The following is a 14,632-nucleotide window of genomic DNA, read 5'->3' as shown; positions in this document are numbered from 1 at the left end:
TTGCATCGCAATAGGCGATCAACGGCGCCCTTCTGCCAGCATGCGCACCGCCAGCCCCGCCAGCACCGTTCCCATCAACCAACGCTGAACCTGTTGCCACAGCGGCCTGCCAGCCAGGAACACGGCGATGGAACCGGCCATGATCGCAATCAGCGCGTTGACCGTAACGCTGATGGCGATCTGCGTCGAACCCAGCACCAGCGACTGCAACAGCACGCTGCCGTGGCCCGGTTCGATGAATTGCGGCATGAGCGACAGGTACATGACGGCAATCTTGGGGTTGAGCAGGCTGGTGGCAAACCCCATCGTGAATAGCCGCCGCGGGCTGTCGGCGGGCAGTTCACGGAGTTGGAACGGCGATTGGCCACCCGGCCGCAGCGCCTGCCAGGCCAGGTACAACAGGTACAGCGCGCCACCGATGCGCAGCGCGTCGTAGGCAAAGGGTACCGCCATCACCAGCGCCGTGATGCCCATTGCCGCGCAGAACATGTAGATGACGAAGCCCAGAGCCACACCGCCAAGCGAAATCAAGCCGGCTTGGCGGCCCTGGCAGATCGAGCGGGAAATCAGGTAGATCATGTTCGGCCCTGGGGTCAGGACCATGCCGAGGCAAATCAAGGCGAACGTGAGCAGTTGCGTGGTTTCGGGCATGGGGCACTTCCTGGTTGTGCATTAGGGTGCAGCGAGTGTATCTGAAGTCATTCTGAACCGGTAAATTCAGGTCATTTGCCCGGCTATCAAGCCCAGGGCCACGGTAATCATCGCCAACCCAGACACCCGCCCGACCAGCTTTGCCGCACCCGGCCGAGTGCTCAGCACAGCTTTGGCGCCATAGCCGACCAGCGTGTAGATCACCAGCGAACTGCACAGGTGGACCAGCCCCAGCAACAAGATCTGCAATGGCACTGGCCAGCTCGACTGCGGGTCGGTGAACTGCGGCAGCAGGGCCAGGAACAGCAGGAATACCTTGGGGTTCAGGCCGCTGACGCAAAAACCCTTCAACGCCCAGCGTGAGCCCGACTCCCCCGCTCCGCCCTGCCCGGCCGCCGGCAATGCCGGGCTGAGCAACAGGTTGCCGCCCAGCCACAGCAAATAGCTGCACCCCGCCAGGGTCAGCAAGGTCAGCGCCAACGGGTGACCTGCCAGCAAACTGCCGACCCCGGCCGCCACCACCAGCGTGGCCAGGAAATGCCCCGACAACATCCCCGCCACCGCTGGCATCACCCAGCGCCCACGCATGCCGGCCGAGATGGCATAGGCCCAGTCTGCACCGGGGGTAATCACGAACAGCATCGACACAGCCCAGAACGCCGTCAGCACACTGATAGCCACTTGAATCTTCCTTATCTACTGCATTGGGATGTCGATAGATTACGGATTCCGTCCGGGGATTTTCTTTCGTATATTCCCCCTCAGCATTCATGTACTGGAAGATTCTTCCCAATGGATAGAACTGATCGAAAAATCCTTGCCGAGCTGCAAAAAGACGGGCGGCTGTCGGTAACCGAGCTGGCCGACCGCGTGGGGCTCAGCCTGTCACCCTGTCATCGGCGCTTGAAGACACTGGAAGAGTCCGGCGCCATTCTGGGCTATCACGCACGGCTGGCACCGAGCGCCCTTGGGCTGAACTTTGCCGCGTTGGTGTTCGTGACGCTACGCGAGGTGACCCGCCAGCCGGTGGCGGACTTTGAAACGGCACTGGCGCAGATCCCGCAGATTGTCGAAGCGCAGCGGCTGTTTGGCGACCCGGATTACCTGCTGCATGTGGTAGCCAAGGACCTGCCGGCGTTTCAGAAGCTGTATGACGAGCATCTGACCAGTATTCCCAATGTGAAACGCTTGAGCTCGACCTTGGTGATGAAGGAAGTGATTCAGGATCGGTTGCTCCCCATGTAGCTGTTTCCTCTTGTGCCGGCCCCTTCGCGGGTAAACCCGCGCCTGCTGTAGGAGCGGGTTTACCCGCGAAAAGGCCGGCCCAGGCAACCTTTCATCTGCCCTGAAAACGCGCACATCGCACCAACCCAGCCCACCGTGATCCGGTTGCCAACCCGCCGCCCCTCTACCCCAAGGCCTTCAGCCAGCTGGCACTCTCCTTGCTACCGTCACCCGCTTAAGCTTTTGTCAGCCTTAGTTTTTTTAACGCTTATGGGCACATATTTACTAATTTCTCGTTACCCCCGCGCCCCTCATCATCGCTCCAACAAGAACGCGTCGCCCACCGCCGGCACGCCCCCGGGCAGTTCCCAATGCCCTACCTTGCCTTGGAGTCAGTCATGACCAGTGCAGCCAATTCGGCACCCCTGATAGAAAAACACACGATCGGCTACGTGCCCCCGCAAGACCGCCATGGAAAGGTAAGGGATCTGTTCACACTCTGGTTCGGCGGCAACATCGCGCCGTTGCCCATCGTCACCGGCGCGCTGGGTGTGCAGCTGTTCCACCTGAACCTGGTATGGGGCATCGTCGCCATCCTCGTCGGTCACCTGGTCGGCGGGGTGCTGATGGCCCTGCACTCGGCCCAGGGCCCGCAAATGGGCATTCCGCAGATGATCCAGAGCCGCGCCCAGTTCGGCACCCTCGGCGCGCTGCTGGTGGTGGTGATCGCCGGCGTCATGTACATCGGTTTCTTCGCTTCCAACATCGTCCTTGCCGGCAAGTCACTGCATGGCGTGGTCGACGCCGTTCCGGTACCGGTGGGCATCGTCGTCGGTGCGTTGGGTTCAGGCATCATCGGCATCATCGGCTACCGCTTCATCCACGTGCTCAATCGCATTGGCACCTGGGTACTGGGTATCGGTATCGTGGTTGGCTTCGGCTACATCTTCACCCATGTGCAGAGCGACGATTTCCTTACCCGCGGCGGCTTCAACCTGGCCGGCTGGCTGGCCACCGTGTCGCTGGCGGCGTTGTGGCAAATCGCCTTTGCGCCCTATGTGTCGGACTACTCGCGCTACCTGCCGGCAGATGTCAAAGTCAGCTCGACCTTCTGGACCACCTACCTGGGCTCGGCCCTGGGTTCAAGCCTGTCGTTCATCTTCGGCGCCGTGGCCGTGCTGGCGATCCCGGCCGGCATGGACACCATGGACGCGGTCAAGCTGGCCACCGGCACGCTCGGCCCGATCATGCTGGTGCTGTTCCTGCTCAGTGTGATCAGCCATAACGCCCTCAACCTGTATGGCGCGGTGCTGTCGATCATCACCCTGGTGCAAACGTTCGCCTACCGCTGGATCCCCACCGCCAAAAGCCGTGCAGTGCTGTCGCTGATCGTGCTGTCGGCCTGCTGCGTGGTAGCGGTGTTCGCTTCGGCAGACTTCATCGGCCACTTCGTTGACATGGTGCTGGTACTGCTGGTGGTGCTGGTGCCGTGGACGGCGATCAACCTGATCGACTTCTACGCCATTCACAAAGGTGATTACGACATCCAGTCGATCTTCCAGGTCGATGGTGGTATCTACGGGCGCTACAACCCGCAGGCACTGATCGCCTACGCTGTGGGTATCGTGGTGCAGATACCGTTCATGAACACCCCGCTGTACGTCGGGCCAATTTCCGAGCACATCAACGGGGCTGACCTGTCGTGGCTGGTAGGGTTGGCGATCACCTCGCCGCTGTACTGGTGGCTGGCGAGCCGTGACAGTGCCTACCGTCGTCGGCAGACCAGCGCCAAGCTGGCAGCAGTGGCTTGATCGGTACTGGCCTTTCGCAGCAAAAGATGAAACGGCTGGGTGCAGGCGTCCGAACGCCTGGTGCAATTCAGGCGGGAAACAGCGAACCCGTCGACTGGGAATGAATGGCAAAAAAGGGGCCGGCGCCAGAAGGCCGGCCCATTTCGCTATTCAGAAGTTGAAGGTGTAGCGCATGATCAAGCGATTTTCATTAGCGCTGTCAGCGTAGGTCGAGCGGTTCGTGGAGTTTCGCCATTGGAACGAAACACCCTTCGCCGGCCCACTCTGAATGACATAAGAGATATCAGTGACCCGCTCCCATTCTTTGCCCTCCTCCCCGTTAAGGCGGAGTGAAGCGGCTTGGCGGCTCTTCAGCAGATCAGGATCAACATCATCACCTTTCATGTACCGGGTGGTGAACAGCAAGCCCGGTACACCCAACGCGGCGAAATCAAAGTCGTACCTTGCGAACCACACTCGCTCCTCAGGGGCAGTGAATGTACTGACCAGCGATTCGCCGAACAGATAGGTATCCGTGCCGTTCACGAACGCAAACGAGGTGTCGCCCCAAGCCTTCTGGTAACCGCCACCGAGGGTGTGTCCCTTGATGCTGTAGGCGAAGTAGCTACTCAGCGTTCTGTTGTCCACCTCACCCAGTTTTTTGGAGCCCGTCTCGCTGGCATCGAACACGCGAACATCCGCGATCACATTGCCTTCCCACAACGGCTTGATGACTTTAATGCCGGCGAAGTAGGATTTATAGAGATCTTCAAGTTCGGCGGCGTGCAAACTGAAGGTCATGTCCTTCGCAGGCTTGAAGTCAAATGCCAGGTAGTTGTAGTGATCCGCCTCAACCGGGGCATAGCCAGTGGCTGTGAGTGATTCGAAATCGGTGGAATTACGCTGCTTCACTGCGTTGACTCTTGTAGCCGTTACCGTCAATTTATCGATATCGTTGACGGTCAGCGAACCACCGCGAAAGACCTGAGGCAGCAAGCGGCTGTTATTACTCCAGAGTAGAGGCATCAGAGGGTTTACCCCCCCTATCCTCAACTCCGTCTTACCCATCCTCGCTTTGGCGGTGGCCACGAACTTACCGTATTCATCCTCAACCTGCCTGTCGGAATCGTAGGCCAGCAGCCCTGATCCCGTTCTGTCCGGGCTGGAATCAAGCTTCACCCCCAGCAAGCCCATCGCATCAATACCGAAGCCCACTGGCCCTTCTGTAAAACCCGATTGCAAGTTCAAAATAAAGCCTTGCGCCCACTCATCGCGCTTGGACTGAGTGGCGCCATCATTACGGAAATCACGATTATAGTAGAAGTTCCGGAGCTCGAGACTGCCTTTGAAGTCTTCCACGAACGCGGCAGAAGCATAAGGCGCGACTAGCAGTGTTGCTGAACAAGCCAACGATTTTTTAAAAGCAATAGACATCACAGGCACCTTGTTCTTGTTGTGTGCTTGAGCATGGAGCGCAGCTAAGCGCCCCATGCAATGCCAGTCCTACAAATGGGTTAAGGCCCGCTTTAGCGGAATGATCGAAACAGTATCACCCTGCCCGACGCCAAACTTGCACAGGGCGCACGCCAGGTTTTTTATTCTGAGTGAAAGGTCGTGAATGCACGCACGGGTTCACGGCCAGTAACCAACGTGTTCTCAATGCTGCCATCATCGGCATAACCCAAGCTCATCCCACAGACGAGCATTTGGCTCTTCGGTATTGCCAGCATTTCAGTGATGATGCTGTGATATTTAAGGAATGCTGCCTGCGGGCAGGTGTGCAAGCCTCTTCCCCGTGCGGCAATCATGAGGCTTTGCAGGAACATGCCATAGTCCAGCAGGCTCCCTTCCTGAAGCACGCGGTCAATCGTGAAGAACAGGCCAACAGGCGCCCCGAAGAAGCGATAATTCCGGCCGTGTTGCTCGTGCATCCTTTGTTTATCGCTTCGACTGATGCCCAACAAGCTATAGAGCCCCCACCCTACCTCCCTGCGCCGTTCGATGTAGGGAGACGTCCACTCCCTGGGGTAATACGCGTAGGGATCAGAAAAGCGTTGGTCATCAGCCGGATGGTCATCAACCTCAGCAAGTGCTGCGGACAACCGTGCCTTCATATCACCGGTAACAACATGCACGTTCCAGGGCTGCAGGTTGACGCCTGTTGCGCTAAAGCGAGCAACGTTCAGCATCGCTTCGATTTCCTCTAGCGGAACTGGGGTTGAGAGGAACGACCTGATGCTCCGACGTGAGACAATTGCCCAGTCGATCAAACGGGCAGTTTCGTCCGAACCTACCGGTGATTTGCGCAAGCGATCAATAAGCATACTTGGCACCTGTCTCGCAGAATTATGGTCAGGTCAGCTCGTGGGCAACCGTGGCCTTCTTCCTCACTACAGCCGAGTCCGAGCGAGATTGGTTGATCATGGTCACTGCAACAGCCCCTACCAGGCCGGCGAGCGCGATTGCCATGAAGTTCTGCTCCAGCGGCAACGCCATCGACACCAAGGCACCAATCAAAACAGGTGCGACAATCGCCCCGACGCGACCGACGCCCGATGCAAAACCGACGCCAGTTGAGCGGATGGTGGAGGGATAGAAATCGCCGGCGTATGCATAGGCCAGAAGCTGGGTGCCAAGGGTCGAGGCCCCCACGATGAACACGACGACAAAGAGCAGTTCGGTGGAGCGGGTATATCCCAGCAACGTGAGTGCGACCGCGCCCACTACATAGAACACCACCAAGACGTGCTTGATGCTGAATTTGTCGCTAAGCCATCCACCCAGAATTGCACCGAAGATCGAACCGAGGTTGAACACGATGACGAAATTCAGGGCTGAACCGAGGCTGAAGCCCGCCATGGCCATCAACTTGGTGAGCCACGAATTGAGCGCATACACCATGAACAGCCCGGTCATGAATGCCATCCAGATCATGACCGTGCTGTATCCACGGCCTTCCAGGAAAAGGCTTCGTACCGGCTTGTCTTGAGCAGAGATAACCTGCGGATTGCCGACGAGCTGCGTGTCATCCTTGATCACAAGGTCAGGACGAAGGCGACGCGCGATGATTTTCAACTCGTCTTGTCGACCCTGCTTCAACATAAAGCCGATAGAGTCGGGCATTGACTTGAGAATGAAAGGAATCAAAACCACTGGCAGGACGGCCACGTAAAACACATATTGCCAACCGTAGCTTTCGATCAGTTGTTTACCCGTCAGCGCTACCAGAATTCCGCCCACCGAATAGCCTGCGAAAACGATGGTCACCAGCCGGGTGCGAACTTTCAAGGGCGAGAACTCACCCATCTGCGCCGTACAGATGGGCAACACACCGCCGATTCCCAAGCCGGCGATAAAGCGCATGATACTGAAGGTCAGCGGGCTGTCAGTGAACCCTGCCGCAGCGGTGAAAACGCTGAACAGCGCCACACAGATCGCGATCATTTTCGGCCGGCCAATTCGATCTGCCAATGTACCTAAAAAAATGGCGCCCAGCATTGTCCCAAACAATGCTGAGCCAGCCATTACCCCGGCGCTGGTTGCGTCAATTTGCATATCGGCCATGATGGCCGGTAAGGCAGCCCCCACCACTGCCAAGTCGTAGCCATCGATAATCAGAATTAACACGCACCAGAACAGAATAATCCCATGAAAGCGGTTAAACTTCGACTCTTCGGTCAACGTGTACATATTCAAAGAACTCATACCGTGTCTCCTTCAATCTTATTGTTGTGTTTTTGAAGTCCACATACGTATAGCGATCTGGCACAACTCGACCACACGCACAGGTACGCATGGTTCTGCGTGTGAGTCGGGAGAGTTGAGAGGCACCAACTAGACGGCGCCCGAGAAAAATCGTAGGCCTTATGGCAAGCGCCAACCATGCCCAATGGCATCATTCTGCTTGACCGGAACGGGCAGTTTTTGGAAAACCAGATGGCTTCGAAGAGAGGGTGATCAGCCCAAGCGCAGCGGACTAGTCCCCTCGAGGGCTAAGCAACGAGCGTCTGTAAGCACCAGGGGTGATACCCGTCCATTTCTTGAATGCCCTGTGGAACGCACTGGTCTCAATGAAGCCAACCTCTGACGCAACGCCATCCACTGTCATACCTGCCCGGCACAGCAGACTGATGGAAATATCCCGCCTTAGATTATCTTTGAGCCGTTGGTAGGTGAAACCTTCAGCATAGAGCCTTCGCTGTAGGGTGGAACTGGACATGCTCAAGTCGCGTGCGAGCTCATCGAGTTCAGGCCACGTGTGTGGAGAGAGCAGTTTTAATCGCCGCCGGATCATAATGCTCGTACTGTCGTCGTTACGGTATTTCACAAGGAAGTTACTTGGCGTGCCTTTTAGAAAGGCAGGAAGAGAAGCGGGCGTTTGGCAAACCTTGTACGCCAGAAAGCTCTTCTCGAACACAGCGGAGGTTCTTTCGGCCCTCCACTCGATTTCCTCACAGAAACGCATTCGATAGTCGCTGTCGTCCACCGGCTGAGGAGGACGCATCGATAACTTCACAATAGGAATGCGCCTGTCGCACAGCCAGCAAAGCAGGCCGTGCACGAGGACCAGCCAGGCACCATAACAAAACGCCCTTCGCGACTCACCATGATCATGGATGACAATTGCAGCATACTCTCCGTCGCACTCCACCGACCCATAGATGTCATCAAGGGCAGTCCTGAGAAACGCCAGAATCCGCTTGAGCGCCTGTCCAATGGTGTCGCAGCCGAGGGCCAACTGCGCCATCAGCTTGAAGCTACCTCTGCGAAGAGGGTGACTGTCTGCCGCAAAAAACTCATCGTCGAGCAAATCCGCTAACGCAATCCACAATCTGGAGAACGTACCAGCAGGTACCCTGGCATAGCGCTGGTCCAGCAGGCGTGGATCAATATGCGCGTGGCTGAGCACAGTAGCAACATCCAGGCCACGCAGTTCTGCTCCTTGAAGTGCGTCCCGCACGAGGCTGATCGACGTAGTGCCTTTGTGAGCAGAAAACTCCATCTGGGGCTCCGTTGCTAACTCGATACCAAAGGCTGCCTTGCAAAGCAGACACACCCGTAGAAGATCTACCGTACCAATATCACTGTGCCAGGTGTCAACGCCCCTTGTTTTTTATTGCAACACGTTTTGGATTACCGCCCAGAGAGGTCACAACACCTGAGGTAAGCGGGCATTGCTTCATTCTCGCCCCTGCATCCAGGATAGTCACCCCACCTGTTTAAGGCCCTTTCCATGAGTGCCAGCGAGATGTTCTGGGAGCAGTTTTCTGTCGGCCAGGCGTGGACACACCATCGAGATGAAGCGTTGGCGCAAGACGAAATCATCGCCTTCGCAAAGCAATACGATCCGCTATACATGCACACTGATCCCGTTCAGGCGCTTTCCAGCCCCCTGGGCGTACATTGTGCAAGCGGCGTGCATACCTTCGCACTGGCTCAGCGAATGCTGTGTGATGCGCTGTTTTCGGTGACGCATGTCGTGGCCGGGCACCGCATTGAAAACTTCATCATGCATCGACCTGTGAAGCCGAGAGATAGGCTCAGCCTGACGGCAAAGGTGATGAATGTCTCACAGCACGCTCGTCGAGACGATTGCGGCTGGGTCACGCTCGCGATTGCTGTGCAGGTAGCCGGCACCGGTTCGGTGTTGACTTACGACCTGACCGTGCTAATCGCACGAGCAAAATGACCCCGACGCCGATCCATTTGGCCAATCCTCATTGCTCAGAAGCCCCCAAACATCTCTCTCAAGTACCGCCGTCAGAGGGTCGCAATTGCGCGAAGCGGCTGAGCAAGCGCAGCGCGCAGGCTTTCAAATTTTGGCGGGCAGTCCAGGTACAGCACAGTCTTCAACATCTGTGCTGTAACCTGTGGGACCGGGCACGCCCGCGAAGAGGCCAGCACAGTCAACCCACCTCTTGCATGGCAACACACAATTCAAGAAACCGCGAGGCAGCCCGCGAAGGCGTAGCCCCATGCGGCAACAGAATGGAAAAACGCCGCACCAGCGCCTGCGGCGCAACCTGCAGCCGGTGCAGCGCCCCATCTTCATGACGAATGGACATCGCCGACACAAAGCCAACCCCCATCCCGGCCCGGACCGCCTCTTTTACCCCTTCAACGCCAGCGATTTCCAGCGCCACTCGCATTGCCACGCCATCACGGGCAAACGCCCGCTCGACGATCTGCCGCACACCCGAGCCGCTTTCACGCAGTACCAAGGGGTAGGTGCCGAGCGCCGCCAGTGTCTGCTGGTCACTGCTTGCCAGGGGATGCCCACGGGGCACAATCGCCACGATCTCGTCCTCGCGCCACGGCGTCACTTGCGTACCCAACGGCAACTCCTGCCCGGGCGGCCCCTCGATCAGGGCAATATCAACACTGTCCAGGGCGGCGACGATCTCCGCCGTGTTGCCATGCGAGGTGCTGACCAGCACATCCGGATGACGCCCGTGAAAATCGGCGATCAGGTAAGGCAGCAGGTAACTGGCGGGCGTGGTACTGGCGCCGATGCGCAAGGTGCCGCGCTCCAGCCCGCGCATGGCCTCGCGCAATGCTTGCGCCTGTCGGAAGGTTTCGCGCAGGCGCTCGGCATGCGCCAGCAACTGCTCACCGGCCGCTGTCAGCCGCACGCCGCGGCCGGCACGTTGGTAAAGGGGTTCGCCAAACGCCTCTTGCAAGAGCTTGAGCTGGCCGGACACCGCCGGCTGCGACAGGTGCAGGGCTTGAGCGGCATGGCTGATGTTGCCGTGTTCGGCAACCGTGGCGAATGTTATCAGCTGTTCTGGGGTCATTTTTAAAAATTATCAGCTTTTCGGATATTTGCCATCCTAAATTACGATTTTTTATAAGCTTATAACCAGATTAACGTAGGCCTTGTCGAAACACCTTTTCCGGAGGACTCACATGGCCACGGTTCCGTCCAACCCCGCCTTTGCCCCTACCCTCTCCACCCGAGGGCGGCTCAATGGCATTCTGTTCGTCGCGCTGTTCGCGGTCGCAGTCACGCAACTGGCGGCCCTGCCCGCTATCGCCAACCTGGGCATCAGCCCGCTGATCGTGGGTATCGTTGCAGGTGCCTTGTATGGCAACGCGCTGCGTGACGGCGTACCGGCAAGCTGGGCAGCAGGCATCAATTTTTCCGCTCGCGGCCTGTTACGCATTGCCGTGGCATTTTTTGGCCTGCGGGTAAGCCTGCAGGAAATTGCCGAAGTCGGCTGGTCGGGGCTTGTCGTGTCGGTGCTGGTAGTCACCAGTACGCTGCTGATCGGCCTGTGGTGTGGCATGAAAGTGTTCAAGCTCGACCGCGATACCGCCTTGCTGACCGCCGCCGGCAGCGCCATCTGCGGCGCCGCCGCCGTGCTGGCATTCGAATCGGCGCTGCGCAGCGCCCCCCATAAAAGCGCCATGGCAGTCGGAAGCGTGGTGCTGTTCGGTACCTTGTCGATGTTCCTTTACCCGCTGGCGATCAATGCCGGCTGGCTGCATCTGGATACCATGGGCGCCGGGCTGTTGCTGGGCGGCACAGTCCACGAAGTGGCGCAGGTGGTAGGCGCGGCCAGTAATGTCAGCCCCGAAGCCACGCATATCGCCACCATCGTCAAGATGACCCGGGTCATGCTGCTGGTGCCGGTACTGCTGGTGGTGGGCCTGTGGATCAGCCGTTCGCGCAAGGCTGGCCAGGCGCAGGGCAACGGGCGCATTGCCATGCCCTGGTTCGCTTTTGGCTTCCTGGCACTGGTACTGGTGAATTCGCTGCAAGTGCTGCCTGGCAGCGTGACCCAGGCCGTGAACAGCCTGGACACCTTTGCCTTGACCATGGCCATGACGGCGTTGGGCATGGAGACCCGCTTCAGCCAGATTCGCCAGGCCGGGCCACGGGCGCTGGCGACCGGGGCGATCCTCAACCTGTGGCTGGTTGGCGGGGGGTTGGCGATTACCCTGGGGGTGCAGAAGCTGTTGGGCTGATTCGAGACCGGGTTGGCTGCTTCGCGGGTAAACCCGCTCCTACACAGGTCCGCACCGCCATCAAGGCTTGCGCTGTACCTGTATAGGAGCGGGTTTACCCGCGAAGCAGGCCGCCCGGTCTCAAGGTTTTTCACAGCCCCCCTCGTTGCCGTCCACATTTCTCGGTATGGTGGTGTCAAAGAAGGATGTTTTACCCGCACAGGAAAGACTTAGATGCCTCAACGCCATGTCATCAATGCATCCGTCAGCCCCAAAGGCAGCCTGGAGACGCTGTCACAACGTGAAGTGCAGCAACTGAGTGAAGTCGGTACCGGTAGCCTTTACACACTGTTCCGCCAGTGCGCCCTGGCAATCCTCAACACTGGCGCCCATGTCGACAATGCCAAGACTATCCTTGAGGCCTACAAAGACTTCGAGGTGCGTATCCACCAACAGGACCGTGGCGTGCGCCTGGAGCTGCTGAACGCCCCGGCCGACGCCTTCGTCGATGGCGAAATGATCGCCAGCACCCGTGAAATGCTGTTCAGCGCCTTGCGCGACATCGTCTACACCGAAAGCGAGCTGGCCAGCCAGCGCATCGACCTGGAAAGCTCCCAGGGCATCACCGACTACGTTTTCCACCTGCTGCGCAACGCGCGCACCTTGCGCCCGGGCGTGGAGCCGAAGATGGTGGTGTGTTGGGGCGGCCACTCGATCAGCACCGAGGAATACCAGTACACCAAGAAGGTCGGCCACGAACTGGGCCTGCGCAAGCTGGATGTCTGCACCGGCTGCGGCCCGGGCGTGATGAAAGGCCCGATGAAGGGCGCCACCATCGCCCACGCCAAGCAACGCATGCATGGCAGCCGCTACCTGGGCCTGACCGAGCCCGGCATCATCGCCGCCGAGGCGCCCAACCCGATCGTCAACGAACTGGTGATCCTGCCAGACATCGAGAAGCGCCTGGAGGCCTTCGTGCGTGTCGGCCACGGCATCATCATCTTCCCGGGCGGTGCCGGCACGGCGGAGGAGTTCCTGTACCTGCTGGGCATCCTCATGCACCCGGACAACCACGACCTGCCGTTCCCGGTGGTGCTCACCGGCCCGCGCAGCGCCGAGCCTTATTTGCAACAGTTGCACGCTTTCGTCGGCGCCACGCTGGGTGAAGCGGCCCATCGCCTGTACGAAATCATCATTGATGACCCGGCGGAAGTCGCCCGGCACATGGTCGAAGGCCTCAAAGCGGTCAAGCAGTTCCGCCGCGAGCGCAACGATGCCTTCCACTTCAACTGGCTGCTGAAGATCGAGGAGAGCTTCCAGCGACCGTTCGACCCGACCCACCAGGCCATGGCCGACCTGGACTTGCGCCGCGAGCTGCCGCCCCATGAACTGGCGGCCAACCTGCGCCGGGCGTTTTCCGGGATTGTCGCAGGCAACGTCAAGGACAAAGGCATCCGCCTGATCGAGGAACACGGGCCGTATCAGATCCACGGTGACAGCGCCGTACTGGACCCGCTGGGCCGGCTGCTGCAGGCATTCGTCGACCAGCACCGGATGAAGCTGCCCGGCGGCGCGGAGTATGTGCCGTGCTATCAGGTAGCGACCTGACCACGCTGTTTTGCTGATGACGGGCATGGATGCCCGTCAAACGCGGGGGCCGGGTGACGGGAGCGCCTGTACGGATCACCCACATGGGTTACATGAGAGCTCACCCACCTAGGTGATTCGCTCACTGCCGGAGTTCAACCATCGTCCGCTCGAAAAACCGAATGCTGTCGCGCCCCCCACGTTTGGACTGGTACAACGCCACATCCCCCTGCTCGATCAACGCCGCCAGGCTCGCCGGCGGCTGATCGAACACGTTGGCACCAATGCTCAAGGTCACCGCCTGGGGCGTAGGCACGGTCTTGTCGGCGTATTGCTGGAACTGCTCGCGCAGCCCACTACCCAGTTCCATGACCCGTTCACTGCTCGCGCCACTGAGTAAGATGACGAATTCATCCCCGCCCAACCGCGCCGCCAGCGAACGCTCGGGCAGCGCCGTACGGATCATCTCGCTCAAGGCAATCAGCAAACGGTCGCCGGCGATATGCCCGTGCAGGTCGTTGACCAGTTTGAAGTTGTCGATGTCGATCAGTAGCAATGCCCCAGGTTGCGCCGGGCTCACGTCCTTGAAGAAATGCCCCGCCCTCACCTCCAGTGCACGCCGGTTGTAAAGCGCAGTCAGTGGGTCACGGGCTGCCAGCCGGGCAATCCGCTCTTCACGCCGGTAACGTACGGTGCCGGTCATCGACAAGGCAATCAGCATGATCGCCATCGCGCCTTCCACCAGCGAAACCTGAATGATCAGCCCGCCAAAGGTCGCCAGGTCAATCAGCGTGCCTGGCGTGATCGCGATGGCCGCCTTGGCCACATAGAACAGCCCATGGATCAGCAACACATAGCGCAGCTGCACGGCCCCGACACTCAGCGATTTGCCATGTGGCCGCAGCAGGAAACTGGCCTTGAGCGTCAGCGAGGCCACCAACAACGAGTTGACCATCAGCATCACCTTCGACCACTGCGGGCCCACAGGCAGCAGCAGCAAGGCGAACCAGACCAGCACAATCATCAGCCAGGCACGTGACAAGCGCTCCTGGGTGAAGCGCAGCACGCCGATCAGGAAAAAAACGTGGGCCACCACCAGCAAGCCATTGGCGAACCAGATTCCGATGAACAGAAAGCCGACCCCGCGCAACAATGCCAGGGTGCTACCAACCGTAATCGTGGCGAAACCCGCACTCCAGTACAGCAACGAAGTTTCGCGCACACTGCGCCATTCAATCGCCAGGTACAAGGCGGCCGCAGCGGCCAAAGCGACTGAAATAGTCAGCATCGTGGGTGGATCTAACGCCATATACGCATTGGCCTGTCTGGTTAACGGGAAAAGGCCCGACTGTATGCGATCGTGATCACGTTCAGAGGGGCCTTGCACGGTTGCCTGCACATTGTAATCCAGCCCCTGACAAAGGGCCGCGGGC

The 14,632-nt window shown here is 59.0% G+C and carries 13 protein-coding genes; 5 read left to right on the top strand and 8 right to left on the bottom strand.

The window, feature by feature from the left end; genetic code table 11:
* Positions 1-18 precede the first annotated feature (18 nt).
* Positions 19-651: a LysE family translocator gene (locus ACZ889_RS14560; RefSeq protein ID WP_003256077.1), complete on the bottom strand. Its 633-nt coding sequence runs from the start codon at positions 649-651 to the stop codon at positions 19-21.
* Positions 652-717: 66 nt separating this feature from the next.
* Positions 718-1,332 carry a LysE family translocator gene (locus ACZ889_RS14555; protein ID WP_476257497.1) on the bottom strand — a complete coding sequence of 205 codons (615 nt, stop codon included), beginning with the start codon at positions 1,330-1,332 and terminating at the stop codon, positions 718-720.
* A 111-nt stretch (positions 1,333-1,443) separates the two neighbouring features.
* On the opposite strand from ACZ889_RS14555, the gene ACZ889_RS14550 reads away from it, so the two are divergent.
* Together ACZ889_RS14550 and ACZ889_RS14545 are read left to right on the top strand one after the other, a co-directional pair.
* Entirely contained in the window at positions 1,444-1,896 is a 453-nt protein-coding gene (locus ACZ889_RS14550; RefSeq protein WP_014590636.1) for an Lrp/AsnC family transcriptional regulator, read from the top strand.
* Positions 1,897-2,273: 377 nt separating this feature from the next.
* Positions 2,274-3,686 (top strand): purine-cytosine permease family protein, encoded by a 1,413-nt coding sequence (locus ACZ889_RS14545; RefSeq protein ID WP_047603039.1) that lies wholly within the window; start codon positions 2,274-2,276, stop codon positions 3,684-3,686.
* Positions 3,687-3,836: 150 nt separating this feature from the next.
* On the opposite strand, the gene ACZ889_RS14540 is transcribed toward ACZ889_RS14545, so the two are convergent.
* The 4 genes from ACZ889_RS14540 to ACZ889_RS14525 form a co-directional block, all read right to left on the bottom strand.
* Positions 3,837-5,156: an OprD family porin gene (locus ACZ889_RS14540; protein WP_180688313.1), complete on the bottom strand. Its 1,320-nt coding sequence runs from the start codon at positions 5,154-5,156 to the stop codon at positions 3,837-3,839.
* 104 nt (positions 5,157-5,260) lie between these two features.
* The gene (locus ACZ889_RS14535; protein WP_476257496.1) at positions 5,261-5,989 is read right to left on the bottom strand and encodes a nitroreductase; all 729 of its coding nucleotides are present in this window, start codon (positions 5,987-5,989) and stop codon (positions 5,261-5,263) included.
* Between the two features lie 28 nt (positions 5,990-6,017).
* The gene (locus tag ACZ889_RS14530; RefSeq protein WP_108079268.1) at positions 6,018-7,370 is read right to left on the bottom strand and encodes an MFS transporter; all 1,353 of its coding nucleotides are present in this window, start codon (positions 7,368-7,370) and stop codon (positions 6,018-6,020) included.
* A 271-nt stretch (positions 7,371-7,641) separates the two neighbouring features.
* The gene (locus ACZ889_RS14525) at positions 7,642-8,667 is read right to left on the bottom strand and encodes an AraC family transcriptional regulator (protein WP_476257495.1); all 1,026 of its coding nucleotides are present in this window, start codon (positions 8,665-8,667) and stop codon (positions 7,642-7,644) included.
* 231 nt (positions 8,668-8,898) lie between these two features.
* Here ACZ889_RS14525 and ACZ889_RS14520 point away from each other — a divergent pair, with 231 nt between their 5' ends.
* On the top strand, positions 8,899-9,354 hold the full coding sequence (locus tag ACZ889_RS14520; protein ID WP_004577493.1) for a MaoC family dehydratase: 456 nt from the start codon (positions 8,899-8,901) through the stop codon (positions 9,352-9,354).
* Between the two features lie 217 nt (positions 9,355-9,571).
* Here the strand turns inward: ACZ889_RS14520 and ACZ889_RS14515 are convergent, their stop codons facing one another.
* The gene (locus ACZ889_RS14515; RefSeq protein ID WP_003256092.1) at positions 9,572-10,459 is read right to left on the bottom strand and encodes a LysR family transcriptional regulator; all 888 of its coding nucleotides are present in this window, start codon (positions 10,457-10,459) and stop codon (positions 9,572-9,574) included.
* Between the two features lie 112 nt (positions 10,460-10,571).
* Between ACZ889_RS14515 and ACZ889_RS14510 the strand changes: the two genes are divergently transcribed.
* The gene (locus tag ACZ889_RS14510) at positions 10,572-11,633 is read left to right on the top strand and encodes a YeiH family protein (RefSeq protein ID WP_476257494.1); all 1,062 of its coding nucleotides are present in this window, start codon (positions 10,572-10,574) and stop codon (positions 11,631-11,633) included.
* 213 nt (positions 11,634-11,846) lie between these two features.
* Entirely contained in the window at positions 11,847-13,220 is a 1,374-nt protein-coding gene (gene ppnN / locus ACZ889_RS14505) for a nucleotide 5'-monophosphate nucleosidase PpnN (RefSeq protein WP_014590577.1), read from the top strand.
* A gap of 121 nt (positions 13,221-13,341) precedes the next feature.
* Here ppnN and ACZ889_RS14500 read toward each other — a convergent pair whose 3' ends face one another.
* Positions 13,342-14,487, bottom strand: a complete 1,146-nt coding sequence (locus ACZ889_RS14500; protein WP_476257493.1) for a GGDEF domain-containing protein — start codon at positions 14,485-14,487, stop codon at positions 13,342-13,344.
* Positions 14,488-14,632: the final 145 nt, after the last annotated feature.

Source organism: Pseudomonas sp. TE3895 (assembly GCF_056278855.1).
The sequence above is the reverse complement of the archived record's forward strand: the minus strand, read 5'-3'. Positions and strand labels throughout refer to the sequence as shown.